The sequence below is a fragment of the Streptomyces sp. T028 genome, assembly GCF_048159505.1.
Lineage (GTDB): Bacteria > Actinomycetota > Actinomycetes > Streptomycetales > Streptomycetaceae > Streptomyces.
The window spans coordinates 12,439-28,266 of record NZ_JBLRVZ010000059.1; the positions used below are offsets into that span (position 1 = coordinate 12,439).

Annotated in this window: 17 protein-coding genes; 14 read left to right on the plus strand and 3 right to left on the minus strand. The window is 69.0% G+C overall.

Going from position 1 to position 15,828, the window contains the following annotated elements; genetic code table 11:
• Positions 1 to 65: 65 nt before the first annotated feature.
• The 14 genes from ACLZN2_RS43975 (at position 66) to ACLZN2_RS44040 (ending at position 11,549) form a co-directional block, all read left to right on the plus strand.
• Positions 66 to 326, plus strand: coding sequence for an acyl carrier protein (locus tag ACLZN2_RS43975; protein WP_416985420.1), 261 nt, complete (start codon positions 66 to 68; stop codon positions 324 to 326).
• On the plus strand, positions 323 to 466 hold the full coding sequence (locus ACLZN2_RS43980) for a hypothetical protein (RefSeq protein WP_416985421.1): 144 nt from the start codon (positions 323 to 325) through the stop codon (positions 464 to 466). The genes ACLZN2_RS43975 and ACLZN2_RS43980 overlap by 4 nt, the downstream gene beginning before the upstream one ends.
• Positions 463 to 1,659 (plus strand): cytochrome P450, encoded by a 1,197-nt coding sequence (locus ACLZN2_RS43985; RefSeq protein ID WP_416985422.1) that lies wholly within the window; start codon positions 463 to 465, stop codon positions 1,657 to 1,659. The genes ACLZN2_RS43980 and ACLZN2_RS43985 overlap by 4 nt, the downstream gene beginning before the upstream one ends.
• A 14-nt stretch (positions 1,660 to 1,673) precedes the next feature.
• Complete coding sequence (locus tag ACLZN2_RS43990) at positions 1,674 to 1,877, plus strand: ferredoxin (RefSeq protein WP_416985423.1); 204 nt, start codon at positions 1,674 to 1,676, stop codon at positions 1,875 to 1,877.
• A complete protein-coding gene (locus tag ACLZN2_RS43995; protein WP_416985424.1) occupies positions 1,874 to 2,779 on the plus strand; it encodes a 3-oxoacyl-[acyl-carrier-protein] synthase III C-terminal domain-containing protein in 906 nt (301 codons plus the stop codon). Before ACLZN2_RS43990 ends, ACLZN2_RS43995 begins: the two co-directional genes overlap by 4 nt.
• 38 nt (positions 2,780 to 2,817) lie before the next feature.
• Positions 2,818 to 3,564, plus strand: coding sequence for a hypothetical protein (locus ACLZN2_RS44000; RefSeq protein WP_416985425.1), 747 nt, complete (start codon positions 2,818 to 2,820; stop codon positions 3,562 to 3,564).
• A gap of 13 nt (positions 3,565 to 3,577) precedes the next feature.
• Positions 3,578 to 4,624, plus strand: coding sequence for an LLM class flavin-dependent oxidoreductase (locus ACLZN2_RS44005; RefSeq protein ID WP_416985426.1), 1,047 nt, complete (start codon positions 3,578 to 3,580; stop codon positions 4,622 to 4,624).
• Positions 4,625 to 4,679: 55 nt separating this feature from the next.
• Positions 4,680 to 6,002, plus strand: coding sequence for a condensation domain-containing protein (locus ACLZN2_RS44010; RefSeq protein WP_416985427.1), 1,323 nt, complete (start codon positions 4,680 to 4,682; stop codon positions 6,000 to 6,002).
• A gap of 409 nt (positions 6,003 to 6,411) precedes the next feature.
• On the plus strand, positions 6,412 to 6,840 hold the full coding sequence (locus ACLZN2_RS44015; RefSeq protein WP_416985428.1) for a GntR family transcriptional regulator: 429 nt from the start codon (positions 6,412 to 6,414) through the stop codon (positions 6,838 to 6,840).
• Complete coding sequence (locus tag ACLZN2_RS44020) at positions 6,837 to 7,748, plus strand: ATP-binding cassette domain-containing protein (protein ID WP_416985429.1); 912 nt, start codon at positions 6,837 to 6,839, stop codon at positions 7,746 to 7,748. The genes ACLZN2_RS44015 and ACLZN2_RS44020 overlap by 4 nt, the downstream gene beginning before the upstream one ends.
• Positions 7,745 to 8,701, plus strand: coding sequence for a transporter (locus ACLZN2_RS44025; RefSeq protein ID WP_416985430.1), 957 nt, complete (start codon positions 7,745 to 7,747; stop codon positions 8,699 to 8,701). The genes ACLZN2_RS44020 and ACLZN2_RS44025 overlap by 4 nt, the downstream gene beginning before the upstream one ends.
• A gap of 128 nt (positions 8,702 to 8,829) precedes the next feature.
• Complete coding sequence (locus ACLZN2_RS44030; RefSeq protein ID WP_416985431.1) at positions 8,830 to 9,633, plus strand: class I SAM-dependent methyltransferase; 804 nt, start codon at positions 8,830 to 8,832, stop codon at positions 9,631 to 9,633.
• A 75-nt stretch (positions 9,634 to 9,708) separates the two neighbouring features.
• Positions 9,709 to 10,806, plus strand: coding sequence for an acyltransferase family protein (locus ACLZN2_RS44035; protein ID WP_416985432.1), 1,098 nt, complete (start codon positions 9,709 to 9,711; stop codon positions 10,804 to 10,806).
• Positions 10,770 to 11,549, plus strand: coding sequence for a polysaccharide deacetylase family protein (locus tag ACLZN2_RS44040; protein WP_416985433.1), 780 nt, complete (start codon positions 10,770 to 10,772; stop codon positions 11,547 to 11,549). The genes ACLZN2_RS44035 and ACLZN2_RS44040 overlap by 37 nt, the downstream gene beginning before the upstream one ends.
• A gap of 93 nt (positions 11,550 to 11,642) precedes the next feature.
• On the opposite strand, the gene ACLZN2_RS44045 is transcribed toward ACLZN2_RS44040, so the two are convergent.
• The 3 genes from ACLZN2_RS44045 to mmsA all read right to left on the minus strand — a co-directional run bounded on the left by ACLZN2_RS44045 (position 11,643) and on the right by mmsA (position 15,669).
• Entirely contained in the window at positions 11,643 to 12,752 is a 1,110-nt protein-coding gene (locus ACLZN2_RS44045) for a substrate-binding domain-containing protein (protein ID WP_416985434.1), read from the minus strand.
• Positions 12,753 to 12,826: 74 nt separating this feature from the next.
• Positions 12,827 to 14,125, minus strand: coding sequence for a multiple monosaccharide ABC transporter permease (gene mmsB, locus ACLZN2_RS44050; protein ID WP_416985435.1), 1,299 nt, complete (start codon positions 14,123 to 14,125; stop codon positions 12,827 to 12,829).
• Positions 14,122 to 15,669, minus strand: coding sequence for a multiple monosaccharide ABC transporter ATP-binding protein (gene mmsA / locus ACLZN2_RS44055; protein ID WP_416985436.1), 1,548 nt, complete (start codon positions 15,667 to 15,669; stop codon positions 14,122 to 14,124). The genes mmsB and mmsA overlap by 4 nt, the downstream gene beginning before the upstream one ends.
• Positions 15,670 to 15,828: the final 159 nt, after the last annotated feature.

Below are 15,828 nucleotides of genomic sequence, written 5' to 3' on the forward strand. Positions count from 1 at the left end.
GCACTCCGCGCCCTCCGAAACGCATGGGGCCAGCCTTCCTCAGCACGCTCACAAAGGAGCGGATATTGAACGAGGCAGACGTACGGAAAGCTTTCTCGGAGATGTGGTGCGAGTCCTTGGGCTGCACCACCATGGAAGACGATTCCGATTTCTTCGAGAGCGGTGGCACCTCGATCACCGCCGTGTACCTCGCGGCGGTCGTACAGGAAAGATTCGGCATCGAATTCGATGCGCTCGAAGTCGTCCTCAAGCGCCGCGCGCAGGACGTCCTCGGTCTCGTCTCCGAGCGTCTGGGCCAGGCCGGCGAAGCCCCTTCGTCGACGTGAGACTCCTGACGAACGAACGGCCGTATCGCTCCGGTACGCCGGCCGCCGCCCCGAACCCGACCCTGCCGCCGCACGGCCCGGACGGCACGCGACCGCCGGCGCTGCTCAAGGGCATGGTGACCAAGGAAGCCGGGCTGTGACACGCGACGCCTTTCCGACCCTTCCCACGCGGCGGGACAACCCGTTCGATCCACCCGCCGCGCTGACCGAGCCGTACGACGCACTTCCTCTGCGGCGGCTGCGCTATCCGGACGGGCATCTCGGCTGGCTGGTGACCGGTCATGCGCTCGCCAGGACCGTGCTGGCCGACCCCAGGTTCAGCGCGCGGTCCGAGTTCAAGCGGGCGCCGGTGGCGCGGCCGGGCATCGACCCGTTCTACGGCGCGCCCGCCCTTCCGGGCTGGCTCGTCGACATGGATCCGCCCGCGCACACACGGATCCGCAGACGACTCGCGGGCACGTTCACCGCGCGCCGGATGAAGGCCCTGCGACCTCGCGTCGAGCACCTCGTGGACGCGCACCTCACCGACATGGCCCGCACCGGTCCCCCGGTCGACCTCGTCTCCGCCTTCGCCCTGCCGGTCCCGTCGCTGGCCATCTGCGACCTGCTCGGCGTGCCCGAGCGTACGCGTCCCGCATTCCAGCAGGACAGCGCCACACTGTTCAGCCTGACCGCCTCCGCCGCCGACGCCGCTGACGCCATGGAACGCCTCGACGGTCTCCTGCGCGAGCTCACCGAGGACAAACGGCGCCGGCCGGACGACGGGGTGTTGAGCGCGCTCGCCCAGGACGGCGCGTTGAGTACCGAGGAGATCGCCGGTGCGGGCGTGCTCCTGCTGACCGCCGGGCACGAGACGACCGCGAGCTCGCTGAGCCTGGGCACGTTCGCCCTCCTGTGCCACCCCGAGCAGTTCGACCGGCTCCGCACAGACCCGGCGCTCGTCGACAACGCGGTGGAGGAACTGCTGCGTTATCTGACGATCTTTCACTTCGGGGTACCGCGCACGCCCTTGGAGGACGTGACCCTCGGAGAGCGGCTGATCCGGGCGGGCGAGTCCGTCACCGTGTACCTGCCGTCGGCGAACCGCGATCCGCAGCGGTTCCCCGAGCCTCATGTCCTGGACCTCGGCCGACGCACCGCGGGCCATCTGTCCTTCGGGTTCGGACTGCACCAGTGCCTCGGCCAGAACCTCGCGCGCCTGGAGATGCGGGTGGCCTTTCCCGCACTCCTGAACCGCTTCCCCGGCCTTTCGCTCGCCGTGCCCCCTGACGAGGTCCCCCTCTCGGCCGACATGGGTTTCTACGGCGTCCACCGACTGCCGGTCACCTGGTGAGGAGTCAGAACACCGTGCACATCACCGTCGCCCCGCGCACCTGTATCGGGTCGGGCCGCTGCGCCCTGGCCGTGCCGGACGTCTTCGACCAGGACGACGGGGACGGATCCGTCGTACTCCTGACCCCGCGTCCGTCTCCGGCACTGCTGTCCGCGGTCGAGGCAGCCGCCGCCGACTGCCCGGTCGCGGCGATCTCCGTGCAGGAGGCGGTACGGTGACCGGTCCTTCCCGCGGTACGTACCTCTCCTCCCTCGCCCACGTCTGCGGTGACCGGCGGAAGGTGGCGGAGCTCACCGGCGCTCCGGAGGAGCTCCTGGCCCCGCTGGTCCGCGAGATCGTCCACTTTCGTGAGAGCGGCCAGGACATCTGGGAACTGGCGGCCGCTTCCGCCGGGCGGACCCTCGCCGAGAGCGGAGCGCGGCCCGACCTCGTCGTGTACGTCAGCGAGAACGACCCGGACGTCACGGGATCGCTGGCCCGGATCACCGACCGTCTCCGGCTGACCTCGGCGAACCATCTGGCGCTCGCGGGCCGTGACTGCGGCAACCTCGCCCCCGCCCTGGAGGTGGCCGCCGCACTCCTGGCCGGCGGACGACACCGCCGCGTCCTGTTGCTCCTCGCCGACCGGGCACTGACCGGCCGACGGGTCATGGCGAGCGGGCTCTCCGTGTTCAGTGACGGCGCCGCCTCATGCCTGCTCACCGCGGAACCGACGGCCGCCGCCCGGCAGTTGCGCCTGGACGCCGTGGCCTCCAGCACCGCGGTCCGCACCGCCGACAGCAGCGCCGAGACGGCCATCCTGTCGACGGTCGCTCTCGCGGCACGGAGCATCACCGCGGTCCTGGACGACGTGGGTGCCACTCGTCACGACTTCGCCCATGCCGTGCTGCCCAACTACCGCCCCACCGCACAGCAGTTCCTCATGGCGGCTCTGAAGCTGCAGCAGGAGCGTCTGCTGCCCGGGCCGGTCACCGAGATCGGTCACTGTTTCTCGGCGGACGTCCTCATCGCTCTGCAACAGCACTTGGAAGCAGGCACGTTGCCCCCCGGGAACCGCGTCCTGGCCGGGGTCAGCGGGCCGCACACGTGGTCGACCCTGGCCCTCACCCGCATCCCCTGACCGTCCACACACACCACACCCGGGACAGGAACCCAGACATGCTCGATGACTCGTTCGTCTCGGCGGTACGCACGCTCCAGGTCCCCGAGATGGGGACGGACGCGACCGCGCCGATGCTCTACTGGCTGATCCGCACCCTGCGCCCGCAGCGTGTTCTGGAAGTGGGCATGGGCTACACGACGCCCTTCCTCGCGCGTGCCCTGCGGGACAACGAGAAGGCGTACGAGCAGGAGAAGGCGCTGCTTGCCGATCCTGCCGTGGCCGAGCTCCAACCGCTGGCTCATGCCCCGTACTACGACACCCCGTACCGGCCGCGGTTGGTGTGCATCGACCGGATGACGGACCCGTCCTCCTCCGCTCCCCGCGTGATGAAGACACTGGAGGAGCTGGCTCTGGCCGACACCTGTCACCTCATCGAAGGAGACCTGCGCGGTTCGGCCGAGCGGGTGCGGGAGGCGGTGGGGCTGCTCGACTTCGCGTGGATCGACACCTGGGACACCTTGGCCTTCGTACGCGAGTACTGGGACCTGATCGACCCGTCCGGAGGCGTGTTCGCCGCGCACTACCTGATGACCTATCCCGAGGGGCGTGCCGTGCTGCGCTACCTGGAGTCGCTGCGCGGCCGGGACGGGGGCCGGATGGAGATCCTCAACCTCCGTGAGCCGCACCGGTTCGCGCAGAACAGCACCACCTTGATCCGCCGGACACGGGACTACACGGATCCGCGGGATCTACGCCCCCATGGCCCGGCCAACGACCCCACAGGCGTCCTGAACATCGGCTGACCGGAGGCGAGCGATGGTCCACGTCTACTCGGTCACCCCGCCGTCGGCCGGACCCGGCGAACCCACGCAGGACTACCGGAGCCAGGTGACGGCGGCGGCCCGACACAGCGAGCAGGCCGGCAGGCGGGGCATCCTGATCCCCCACAACCTGCACGAGGTCGATCCGTGGCCGCTCGCGAGCCTTGTGGGCGCCGTCACCGAGTCCCTGGTGCCCCTGATCGCCCTGCAGCCCGCCTCCATGCCTCCGCACACGGCGGCCGCGATGGCGGCGTCGTACGCGACGTTGTACGGCCGCCCGCTGTACTTCAACCTGGTCGCGGGCGCCCGGGACGACGAACTGCGCATGACCGGGGATCTGCTCGGCCACGACGAGAGATACGCGCGGATGCGTGTCTACGGACGCGTGCTGCGGGCCCTGCTCCGGGGCGAGACCGTCGACCTGGAGAGCGACTGGTACACCTACCGGCGGTTCCGGCTGGCTCCCTGCCCGGACGTGCTCGCCCAGTGCAGGGTCTTCGTGGCCGGTTCGTCCGAGGCCGGCCGTGCCGTTGCCGGGGAGATCGCCGATGTCGTGGTCACCCACCCCGCCCCGTACGAGGACTGGCTACGGGAGTTCCGCACGCCGCTGCTCGACAGCGGCTACGGCGGCGAGTTGGGGATCCGCGTCGGGATCATCGCCCGGTCCGAGCGGGCCGCGGCCTGGGCGGCGGCCAGGGAGCGGTTCCCCGAGACCTGGCAGGGCAGGCAGGAAACCCTGCTCAAGACGGTCTCCCAGAACTCCTGGTCCCGGCAGTTGGCGGTGCGGGCGGTGGGCGAGGACGAGGCACCGGCCGACGGCGCGGACGCCGACCCCTACTGGCTCGGGGCGTTCCGCAGCGGTCAGGCCAGTGCGCCCTTCCTGGTGGGGAGCCACGAGGACGTGGCGGACCGCCTCGGCGCGTATCTGGGTGCCGGTGTCCGGCACGTGCTCCTCAACGGCAGCACCCCGGACGACAGCGACGGCATCGCGGAGGTGCTGCGCACGGTGCGCGCCCAGGTCGGCGCGCCGGGTCCGCACTGACCCGGCTCTGACCGGTGAACCAGACGAACCCCGGACACGACGAGGAGGCCGCCCCATGTACGAGGCGAACGGAACAGCCGAGGTGAAGTTCAGCGGAGCACGGGGAGGCAGGGCCACCACCACGTGGGCGCAGCGCGACACGTGGCTGACGCTGGAGGCCAACAGGCCCCACACGGCCCGCTTCCAGGTCCCGCTCCTCGTGGAGGTTCCCGCCGGGCGCGGCCTCGGTGACGTTCTGGACGTCGTGTCCCGGCTCGTCGAGCGCCACGAGGGGCTGCGCACCGTCTTCACCCGTGTCTCCGACGACGGCCCGCCGGACCAAGAGGTAGTGCGACAGGGAACGTTGACGGTGCCTGTCGTCGAGGTCGATGCCGCACCCGCTCTCCCCGAGGTCACACGGCTCGTCGAGGAGCTGACGGGCATGGACCCGTCCGCCGGCCGGGACCGGGCGATCGACTTCGCCGTCCTCACCCGCGACGGCGCCCCCGCCTGGCTCGTCGCGTCGCTGTCCCACCTGACCGTGGACGCGGTGGCCGTGGACCTCCTGGCGGAGGACGGCGCCCGCCTTCTCACCGAGGGGAACGGGGCGTTGCCGCCCCCGCCCGCGCATCAGCCCCTGGACCGGGCGGAGTTCGAGCAGTCCGACCAAGGCCGAAAGATCCTCGACACCGCGCTGCGCGGCTGGGAGCAAGGACTGCGAGCGGTGCCGTGGTCGCTCTTCCGTACGCCTGTCGCCCCCGACACCGAGCGCCGGTTTCCCAGCGTGCGGCTGTACTCCCGGGGCACGGGAGCCCTCGTACGGGAAACGGCGGGCGCACGTGGGGTCAGCCCCTCCGCGATCTACGTCGCTGCCGCCGCGGCGGCGCTGGGCAGGGCGTTCTCGGTCGACGCCTGTGCGCTGGTGATCACGTGCGCCAACCGCTGGCTGCCACGCACCGCCCGGTACATGGGGTGCGTGGCCCAGCAGGGACTGCTCACCCTGCCCACCCTCGGAAGCTCGCCCGGCGATCTCGTGGACGAGGTGTGGCCGCGCATCCTGGGCCTGCACAGGACGAGCATGTGGGACCCCTACCGCCTGTACCGGCAGCTGCGCCCCGCAGAGAGCGGTGCCCGCCCCGCGCTCGACCAGTACGTCAATGTCCTGCAGGAGAAGGAAGCAGTCGTTCCGCAGGATGTCGGCCCGCTGGAAGACGGCGGTTTCCTGCTGCGCCACGAACCACCTGTGGCGTCCAGCATGCTCCGTTTCGGCCTGAACATCCGTACCGACGGCAACGATGTCGCCATACGGCTCTTCTCGGACCAGCGGTACGTACCTGTCTCGATGCAGGAGGAGACCGTACTGAACATCCACAGGTTCCTCAGCGACCGGCGGCGATGACACTGCTCGCCTCGGCCGACGGGAACCGGGTCGGGCCTGGCCCGAGGCGGACGGGCGCACCCGGATCGGGTACATCTACGCGACGATCCGGTTCGAGTCCCTTGTGCACCCTGGCTACACGTCGGTGGATTTCTGGGCGGCGACGTCGCGTATGAGCCGCCTGTTTGCGCGGCTGCGGCGGCGCCGGCCGAACGGCCCGATCGCAGGGCGTGGCGCCTGGCCGAAGCCACCCCGAGGCACGGGCGGCCGGCCTCGTCTCGCCGCCGCGCCCGCGGTGAGGCCCTCGTCTCCCTCCCACCGCGCCCAGAGCCCTGGTTGTTCTCCCCTCGGTGTTTGACATCACGGTCGGACATCCACCATGCTTCCATTAATTCATTAATACAACCATGGTGGAACCAAGGAAGGCGACGTGATCGAGTACCGGATCGACCGTGGCAGCGGCGTACCGGCCTACGTGCAGATCGTCGAGCAGACCGAACGAGCGCTCCGGATGGGCACCTTGCAGGTCGGGGACAAACTGCCCACGGCCAGGGAGGTGGTGGCGGCGACCGCCATCAACCCCAACACCGTGCTCCGGGCCTACCGCGACATGGAGCAGGCCGGCCTGGTCGAACTGCGCCGTGGCCTGGGCACCTTCGTGACGCGGTCGCTCGCCCGGCCCGGCGCCGAGAACGACTCGCCGCTGCGCAGGGAGATCACCGACTGGGTGGCACGCGCACGGGTCACGGGCCTGGAGAGGGCCGATGTCCTCGCCCTCGTCACAGCCGCCCTGGACGCCTACGACAACAAGCACGACAGCGAAGCCCCGGGCGACCGGGAACGAAAGGAGGACGCATGACCCGGCCTGACGCGCCGGCCGCGCTGTGCGCCACGGGACTCGGATTCCGGTACCGGAAGCGGGGCGGCCCGGCCCTGCGGGACTGCGAGTTCACCGTGCCCGTCGGCCGTATCACCGCCCTCGTCGGACGCAACGGTGCCGGCAAGAGCACCCTGCTGCACCTGGCCGGCGGACTGCTGCGGCCGGGTTCCGGGGAACTGCGTGTGCTGGGCGCCGTACCCGGCACGTCCGAGGCCCGCGCCCGAGTCGCTCTGCTGACCCAGGACAAGCCGCTCTACCCCCGGTTCACCGTGGCGGACACCCTGCTGGTGGGCGAGAAGCTGAACTCCTCGTGGGACCGGACCACCGCCGAGCGGATCGTCCGCGAGGGCGGCATTCCGCTCCACGCCCACGTCGGCGAACTGTCCCCCGGACAGCGCACGCGCGTCGCGCTCGCCCTGGCGCTGGGCAAGCGGCCCGAACTCCTGCTTCTCGACGAGCCGCTGGCCGACCTCGACCCCGTGGCGCGAAGCGAGATCATGGCGGAGCTGATGGCCGAGGCCGCCGAACGCGGCATCAGCATCGTGCTGTCCTCGCACGTCCTGCCCGAACTCGAGGAGACCTGCGACTGGGCGCTGGTGCTGCGGGACGGCCGTGTCGAACTGAGCGAGGACGCCGAGTCGCTGCGCGAGAGCCACACGATGCTGACGGGCTCCGCCGACCAGGCCGACGCCCTGACCCGAGAGCACACCGTCGTACAGCACCGCACCGTCGGCAGGCAACTGGCCGCCCTGATACGGCAGCGCGGACCGCTGCGAGGCGACTGGCACGTCGAACGGCCCAGGCTGGAGGACATCCTGATCGGCTACCTCCAGGCCGGAGCCCCGGGGCAGCCCGTTCCCGGCGACCAGGCGGAGGAGGCGGCGTGAAGGGCTCCCTCTGGCTCGCATGGCGCCAGCAGCGCGTGCCGATCGGCATCGGCGCAGCCGCCCTGGCCGTCGCTGCGGCGATCGCCGCGTACTACCGCTCGGGCATGCTGGACGCCCTGAACAGCGGGCTGTTCGACCACTGCGACACCGGTCCGCTGTACTGCACACGCTCCGACACCGGCCTGCCCCTGCTGCTGGATGTCGAGCCGCTGAAATACCTCGGGGCGCTGAACATCGCCCTGCCCGTCGTCATCGGCGTCTTCTGGGGCGCCCCGCTGCTGGGCCGCGACCGGGAACTGGGCACACACCGCATGATCCTCGCGCAGGGCGTGAGCCGCGGTCAGTGGTTCGCCTCCCGGTTCGCCCTGGCCGCGACGACCACGATCGCCCTGTCCAGCCTGCTCGCGGGAGTGTTCGCCTGGTGGTGGCGACCGGCCGCCGACCGGAGTTACGGCCTGTTCTGGTACGACGTCACGGCCCTGAGCGGCTCAGGTCCCCGTGTCGTCGCCGCCGCCCTGTTCGGGCTGGCGGCCGGCACCCTGCTCGGCCTGCTGGCCCGCCGGGTCCTGGCGGCGATGGGTCTGACCCTGCTGGTGACGGGACTGATGACGTTCCTGCTGGAGTGGACTCACCGGACCCGGCTGCTGGTCCCGCCGCACACCTACGTCAGCGCCGGCAGCACTCCCAAAGCACCGATGGGCGAGAAGTGGTCGACCGGCACCTACGGCCTGATCACCGCCTCCGGCCGCCACGACGACGTGCTGAACTGCCCCTTCCCATCGGGCGCCCAGCTCAAGGAGTGCATGGCGGCGCACGGATATGTCGCGCGCTTCTACGAAGCCAACCCGGCCGGTGACTACTGGAGCTTCCAGTGGACCGACACCGCCGTCCTCGGCGGCCTGGCCGCTCTGCTCACGGTCGTCACCTTGCTGCTCCTGCGCCGCCGCGTCTGACCGCGGACGACCGCCCCGGGGCACATCTGCCATACCCCTTCTCGTTCTCCTTTTCTCCCTCTCTCTTTCTTCCTTTCTCCTTCATCCCTGCCGGGATCCCCTTTCTTTCGCACGGAGGTCGCTTCGCCATGCCCGCCGACGCCAAGTCACCGAAGAAACTCCGCAACAACCGCGCCGCCCTCACCCACAAGACCGGTTACGCCCTGCGCCACCCCGGCCGCGTCATCCCGTACCTGCAACGGGCCGGCCGGGACGCCTGGCTGCGCCTCAAGCACCCCGACCACGTCGGCTACTACCGCGCCGTGATGGCCTCGGACACCCGCCGCAACCCGGAGGCCGCGGTCGGCAGCCAGACCCACGACCGCTGGCTGGCCCTCGGGCAGATGCAGTTCGACTACCTCATCGAACACGGCCTGCGCCCCGAGCACCGCATGCTCGACATCGGCTGCGGCAACCTGCGTGGCGGCTGGCGCTTCATCAGCCATCTCGGCACAGGCAACTACTACGGCATCGACATCTCGCCCGACATCCTGATGGCCGCGAAGAAGACGCTCACCGAGCGCCACCTCCAGGACAAGTTGCCGCATCTGACCATCACCGGCGACCTCACCCTGGACTTCCTGCCCGACGACCACTTCGACGTCGTCCACGCGCACAGCGTCTTCTCCCACTCCCCGCTGGACGTCATCGACCAGTGCCTCGCGCACGTCGGCCGCGTGCTGACCGACACCGGGTTCTTCGACTTCACCTTCGACCGCACCGAGGGCACCGAACACCAGGTGCTGCGCGAGGACTTCTACTACCGCACCGAAACCCTCCTGGCCCTGGCGCAGCAACACGGTCTGCACGCACGGTTCATGGAGGACTGGGAGAAGCGCCCGCACGGTCAGTCGAAAATACGTGTGAGCCGCTCGCCCCTGCCCACCACCTGAGACGGTTCCGTTTCCGATATGCCGTCCGACACACCGTCTCCCGCACAGCGGAGCGGGCCGGCGCGCCTGGCCGCGATGGACGGGCTCCGCCTGGTGGCAGCGGTCATGGTGGCCGCGTACCACTTCCTCGGGACACCCACCCCGCACTTCTGGGGAAGGGCCGAGCTCCGGGATTTCGCGCCGTTCCTGCACGAGATCAGCCGTTACGGCTGGCTCGGCGTCGAGTTCTTCTTCGCCATCAGCGGATTCGTCATCTGCATGAGCTGCTGGGGGCGGACTCCCGCACAGTTCACCGTGTCCCGCGTCGCCCGGCTCTTCCCGGCCTACTGGTGCGCCGTGCTGCTGGTCGTCGCGCTCGTCCTCGCCGCACGGATGGGCCACTGGCCCGCCGCCACCCGCATCGACCCTCGTACCGTCCTGGGAAACCTGACGATGGCTCCGGGACCACTGGGTCTGGAACTGGTCGACGGAGTCGGCTGGACGCTCTGGGTGGAGGCCCGTTTCTATCTGCTGATGGCGGCGCTGCTCGTCTTCGGGCAGTTGTCCTACCGACGAGTGGTGACCTTCTGCGCGGCCTGGCTCCTGGCCGGTGTCATCACCCTCGAACTCCGCTCCCCCCTCCTCGACGAGTTCGTGCTGCCCCGGTACACCGGTCTCTTCGTCGCCGGGATCGTGCTCCACCTCATGCACCGGTTCGGACAGAGCCTCCTGCTGTGGCTGCTGCTGGGTTTCGCCTGGGCCTACGAACTCACCGTGCTCGACCTACGGGTGGCCGACCACGCGACCACTCCCCCTGGCGAGAGCCCACCCTCCTGGGCCATGTGCGCGGCCGTGCTCACGCTCTGCCTCGGGCTGCTGGCACTGGCCGGCATCGGACCGCCGGCGCGACTTCGACGGCGCTGGCTGGTCACCGCCGGGGGCCTCACCTACCCCTTCTACCTCATCCACCAAAGCATCGGAATTCCCTTGGCCAAAGGCTTGCTCCGAGCATGGCCGAGGCTGGGGCCGCTCCCGTCGATGGCGGTGTCCGTCAGCTGCGTACTGGCGCTGTCCCTGCTCATCCACACAACGGTGGAGCGCCGGCTCGGACACCTGCTGAGGCACCGTCTGACGCTCGACTTGAAGAAAGGTCACGCATGCCTTCCAGCAAGCGGACAAGACGCTCTCGCATAGGCGTCACCATCGCGACAGCGGCGGCCACCGCCCTGGCCGTAGCGCTGACTCTGGCTCTGACCGTCACCACCTACGAACACACCTCACCGCGCGCCGCCCGGGTCGAGGCATCGGGATCGGTGGCCGGAGACGTCGACTGCCGCAGGGCGAAGTGCGTGGCCCTCAGCTTCGACGGCGGCCCCAGCCCGACGACCCCCGGGCTGCTGGACATCCTCGAACAGAACGGTCTGCACGCCACGTTCTTCGTGCAGGGCAGGGGCCACATCGCGAAATACCCGGACATCCTGCGCCGTATCTCGGACGAGGGGCACGAAATCGGCAACCACACCTGGAATCACCCGAGGCTGACGGACCTCGACGACGCCGACGCCCGTCAGGAGCTGACCCGCACGCAGGAGGCCATCGAGAAGATCACCGGCACGAGGCCTGTCCTGATGCGTCCCCCGGAGGGCCGCACCAACCGTCACGTGGCCGAGATCTGCCGGGACCTGGGGCTGGCGCAGATCCTGTGGAGCGTCACGGCCAAGGACTACGAGACGACCGATTCGGCCCTGATCACCCAGCGGGTGCTCGACCAGACCCATCGCGACGGCATCATCCTCCTGCACGACCTGCACAAGGGGACCGTGCCCGCCGTCCCGGGGATCATCAAAGCGCTCGAACAGCGCGGCTACACCCTCGTCACGGTGTCGCAGCTGCTCGCCCCTGCCCAGCCCCGTCCGGGCATGGTCTACCGGCCCTGAGGGACTGCCACGCGCGTGACGCCGTCAGGGCCCGTCGCTGCCGTCCCACGCCTCGGAGCATGGTCCGGGGGGTGGGACGGCAGCGGTGGGGACTTACTTGGTGAGCGGTGCCAGCTTCGGATCGTTGGCGTAGGACTCGGCCGCGTTCTCCTTGGTCACGATGACCGGCGGGAGGAGGTAGGCCGGGACGATCTTGACACCGTTGTCGTACGACTTGGTGTCGTTGATCTCCGGCTTGTCGCCCTTCTGCAGGGCCTTGACCATGTCGACCGTCTCGGCGACGAGGTTGCGGGTGTCCTTGTTGATGGTCGAGTACTGCTCACCGGCCATGATCGACTTCACGGACTCGACCTCGGAGTCCTGCCCGGTGACGACCGGGACCGGCTTGCCGGCGCCCTTCACCGAGGTGATGATCGCGCGGGCGAGGGTGTCGTTCGGGGACAGGACACCGTCGAGCGTCTTCGTGCCGTTGTACGTCGAGGTCAGCAGCGAGTCCATGCGCTGCTGGGCGTTCTCCGCCTTCCAGCCCTGGATCGCGGTCTGTTTGATGTCCGTCTGACCGGAACCGACAACGATGTCGCCCTTGTCCATGAGGGGCTTGAGTACGTCCATCGCGCCGTCGAAGAAGACCTTGGAGTTGTTGTCGTCGGGGGATCCGGAGAACAGCTCGATCGTCCAGGGACCCTTCGCCTTCTTCGCCTTCATGCCGTCGACGAGGGCCTGTCCCTGCAGCTGGCCGACCTTGAAGTTGTCGAACGCGATGTAGTAGTCGAGGTCGGGCGTGTTGGTGATGAGCCGGTCGTAGGCGATGACGGTCGCCCCGGCCTGCTTGGCCTGCGCCACCTGGGTGGACAGCTGTGAGGCGTCGGTGGCACCGATGACGATCACCTTCGCGCCCTTGGTGACCATGGCGGAGATCTGCGCCTGCTGGTCCGCGACCGTGGTCGACGCGCCGGCGTACTGCACGTCGGCCTTGAAGCCCGCGTCCTTGAGGCCGTTGGTGAACAGGTCACCGGCGAGCACCCAGTTCTCCGAGGTCTTCGCGGGCAGCGCGACGCCCACGAGGGAGTCCTTCGCGAACCCCTTGGCGGCGCTGCCGTCCGTGCCGGTGGAGCCCTCACGTTCGTTGGAGCATGCCGTGCCCAGGGTGAGCAGTGCGACGGCGCCGACTGCGGCAATGCCTCTGGTGATGCCTGTGCGCATGGTGAGCCCTTCTTGCCGTGATGCGGGGTGAGTTGCGCGCCGTCGGGTGCGGCGTCGTCGGGGATGGACCCAGGTCAGCCCGCGACCTGGGCCTTGTCGGGGTTGGCGGTCTGCTTCGGCGGATCGACCGGTGTGGCCGCCTCGCCGCGGTGGAACGGGCGCATCAGCGTTCCGATGATCGAGAAGCGTCCCCGCTTCTTGCTGTAGACGTCGAAGGCGACGGCCAGAAGGAGGACGAGGCCCTTGATCATCTGGACCATGTCGGAGCCGACGCCCTCCAGTTGCAGACCGTTGTTGAGCAGAGCCATGACAAGACCACCGACGATGGAGCCGCTGATGGTTCCGAGGCCGCCGGAGACCGCGGCGCCGCCGATGAACACGGCCGCGATGGCGTCGAGTTCCCAGCTCAGCCCGTCCTGCGGGCCGGAGGCCGCGGACCGCGCCACGAAGATCATGCCGGCCAGCGCGGCGAGGACGGACATGTTCATCATGACGAGGAAGTTGACCTGCCTGAGCTTCACCCCGGACAGCTCGGCCGCGCGGGAGTTGCCTCCGACGGCGTAGATGTGCCGGCCGCCGATGGTGTTGCGCGTGTAGTACGAGTACGCGAGCACCAGGACGATCAGGATGATGCCGGAGATGGGCAGGCTGGTACCGATGCGGCCGCCGGCGAAGCGCAGCGTCGCGAAGACGATGACGCTCACCATCACGGCCAGCCGTACGCCCGCCACCCACAACGGCGCGACGTCGGCGTTCATTTCGCGCCGGGTCTGCCGTGCCTTCCACTCCCGCCACACCACGCCCAGGCAGGCGGCCAGGCCGAGCAGCAGGGTCAGGTTGTTGTATCCGGTGTCCGGCCCCGCTTCCGGCAGGAAGCCGGCACCGATGTCGCGGAAACCGGTGGGGACCGGAACCGTGTCGGCGTTGCCGATGTACTGGTTGCCGCCGCGGAAGAGCATCATTCCGGCCAGGGTGACGATGAACGCCGGCACCCCCACGTAGGCGACCCAGAATCCCTGCCAGGCGCCGATCGCGGCGCCGACGAGCAGGCCGAGCACGATGCCCAGGGGCCACGGGAGCGAGTACTCCTGCATCGCCTTGGCGACCACGATGCCGGTGAACGCCGCGACCGAGCCCACGGAGAGGTCGATGTGGCCCGCGACGATCACCATCAGCATGCCGATGGAAAGGATCAGGATGTAGGAGTACTGACTGACCACGGCGATGAGGTTGCCGGAGGTCAGGGTCAGGCCTCCGGTCCAGATCTGGAACAGCACGACGATCGCCACGAGTGTGGAAATCATGCCGAACTGGCGGGCGTTGGAGGTCGTGCCTCCGAAGAGGTTCTTCTGCAGCTCTGTGATGCGGCTCATGGGGTCGCTGTCTTCGTGTTGGAGGTCATCTTCTTCATGAGGAGTTCCGGGTCCGCGTCGCGACGCGTCACCTCACCGGTGATGGCGCCCTCGAACACGGTGTAGATGCGGTCGCACAGGCCGATGAGCTCGGGCAGCTCCGAGGAGATGACGATGACGCCCTTGCCCTGGCCGACCAGCCGCTGGATGATCCCGTAGATCTCGTACTTGGCGCCCACGTCGATGCCACGCGTCGGCTCGTCGAGGATCAGCAGGTCCGGGTCGGTGAACATCCACTTCGCCAGGACCACCTTCTGCTGGTTCCCGCCGGACAGCTTCACGACCCCTTCGTCGACGCTGGGCGTCTTGATCCTGAGGCTCTGGCGGTACTCCTCGGCGATCCGGTGCTCACGAACCGGATCGACGACCCGGCGCCGGGCGATCTTCGACAACTTGGCGGCCACCATCGAGGTCTTGACGTCGTCCAGCAGGTTGAGGCCGATCGACTTGCGGTCCTCACTGACGTAGGCGAGACCGTGCCGAATGGCGTCCGCCACCGACTTCAGCTCGATCTCCCTGCCGTCCTTGAAGACCCGGCCCGACAGGTAGGTGCCGTAGGAGCGGCCGAACAGGCTCATCGCGAGCTCGGTGCGGCCGGCACCCATGAGTCCGGCGAAGCCGACGATCTCACCGCGCCGAACGGTGAAGTCCGAGCCCTTGCACACGAGCCGTTCGTCCGAACTCGGGTGCCTCACCGTCCAGTCGCGGACCTCGAAGAACACCTCGCCGACCTCGGGCGTGTGAGCGGGGAACCGGCTGCTGAGCTCGCGGCCGACCATGCCGCGCACGATGCGGTCCTCGTTGACGCCGCCGGTCTGCACGTCGAGGCTCTCGATCGTGCGGCCGTCCCGCAGGATCGTGATGGTGTCGGCGACGGCCTCGATCTCGTTGAGCTTGTGGGAGATCATGATCGAGGTGATGCCCCGCTCCCGGAAGCCACGGAGCAGGTCCAGCAGATGCCGGGAGTCGGTCTCGTTCAGCGCCGCGGTCGGCTCGTCGAGGATGAGCAGCTTCACGTCCTTGGCGAACGCCTTGGCTATCTCCACGAGTTGTTGCTTGCCGACGCCGATGTCCTTGATCAACGTGTCCGGGTCCTCGTGGAGCCCGACCTGCTTCATCAGCTCGAGCGCCCGCCGCTGCGCGGTCTTCCAGTCGATCGCGCCGCGCCTGCGGGGCTCGTTGCCGAGAAAGATGTTCTCGGTGATCGACATGCCGGGGACCAGCGCGAGCTCCTGGTGGATGATGACGATGCCGGCCTGCTCGCTGGCCCGGATGTCAGGGAACCGGACCTCTTCCCCCCGGTAGATGATGTCGCCCGTGTAGCTGCCGTGCGGGTGTACGCCGCTCAGCACCTTCATGAGGCTGGACTTGCCGGCGCCGTTCTCGCCGCAGATCGCGTGGATCTCCCCCTCCCTCACCTCCAGGCTGACGTCCGCGAGCGCCCGCACGCCCGGGAACGTCTTGGTGATCGACCGCATCTCCAGCAGGACCGGGTGTTGGCTCATGGGCGGAGCCCCGCGCCACGGAGACCGCGGCGATCACATGGTTCGGAACCCATGGGGATGCGACATTTCGTGGACATCAACTTGCCTCCGCCGAGCCTGCGTTGTGCCTTCATGTCCGAGCTGTAGGTCCGAGCGACCGGACTTTAAATCCATTTGTTT

What these genes read in the sequence shown, in the direction of transcription:
- ACLZN2_RS44000 (WP_416985425.1), top strand. Translation starts at nt 2,818, where the DNA reads ATGCTCGATGACTCGTTCGTCTCGGCGGTACGCACGCTCCAGGTCCCC.
- ACLZN2_RS44005 (WP_416985426.1), top strand. Translation starts at nt 3,578, where the DNA reads ATGGTCCACGTCTACTCGGTCACCCCGCCGTCGGCCGGACCCGGCGAA.
- ACLZN2_RS44010 (WP_416985427.1), top strand. Translation starts at nt 4,680, where the DNA reads ATGTACGAGGCGAACGGAACAGCCGAGGTGAAGTTCAGCGGAGCACGG.
- ACLZN2_RS44020 (WP_416985429.1), top strand. Translation starts at nt 6,837, where the DNA reads ATGACCCGGCCTGACGCGCCGGCCGCGCTGTGCGCCACGGGACTCGGA.
- ACLZN2_RS44030 (WP_416985431.1), top strand. Translation starts at nt 8,830, where the DNA reads ATGCCCGCCGACGCCAAGTCACCGAAGAAACTCCGCAACAACCGCGCC.
- ACLZN2_RS44035 (WP_416985432.1), top strand. Translation starts at nt 9,709, where the DNA reads ATGGACGGGCTCCGCCTGGTGGCAGCGGTCATGGTGGCCGCGTACCAC.
- ACLZN2_RS44040 (WP_416985433.1), top strand. Translation starts at nt 10,770, where the DNA reads ATGCCTTCCAGCAAGCGGACAAGACGCTCTCGCATAGGCGTCACCATC.
- ACLZN2_RS44045 (WP_416985434.1), bottom strand. Translation starts at nt 12,752, where the DNA reads ATGCGCACAGGCATCACCAGAGGCATTGCCGCAGTCGGCGCCGTCGCA.
- mmsB (WP_416985435.1), bottom strand. Translation starts at nt 14,125, where the DNA reads ATGAGCCGCATCACAGAGCTGCAGAAGAACCTCTTCGGAGGCACGACC.
- mmsA (WP_416985436.1), bottom strand. Translation starts at nt 15,669, where the DNA reads ATGAGCCAACACCCGGTCCTGCTGGAGATGCGGTCGATCACCAAGACG.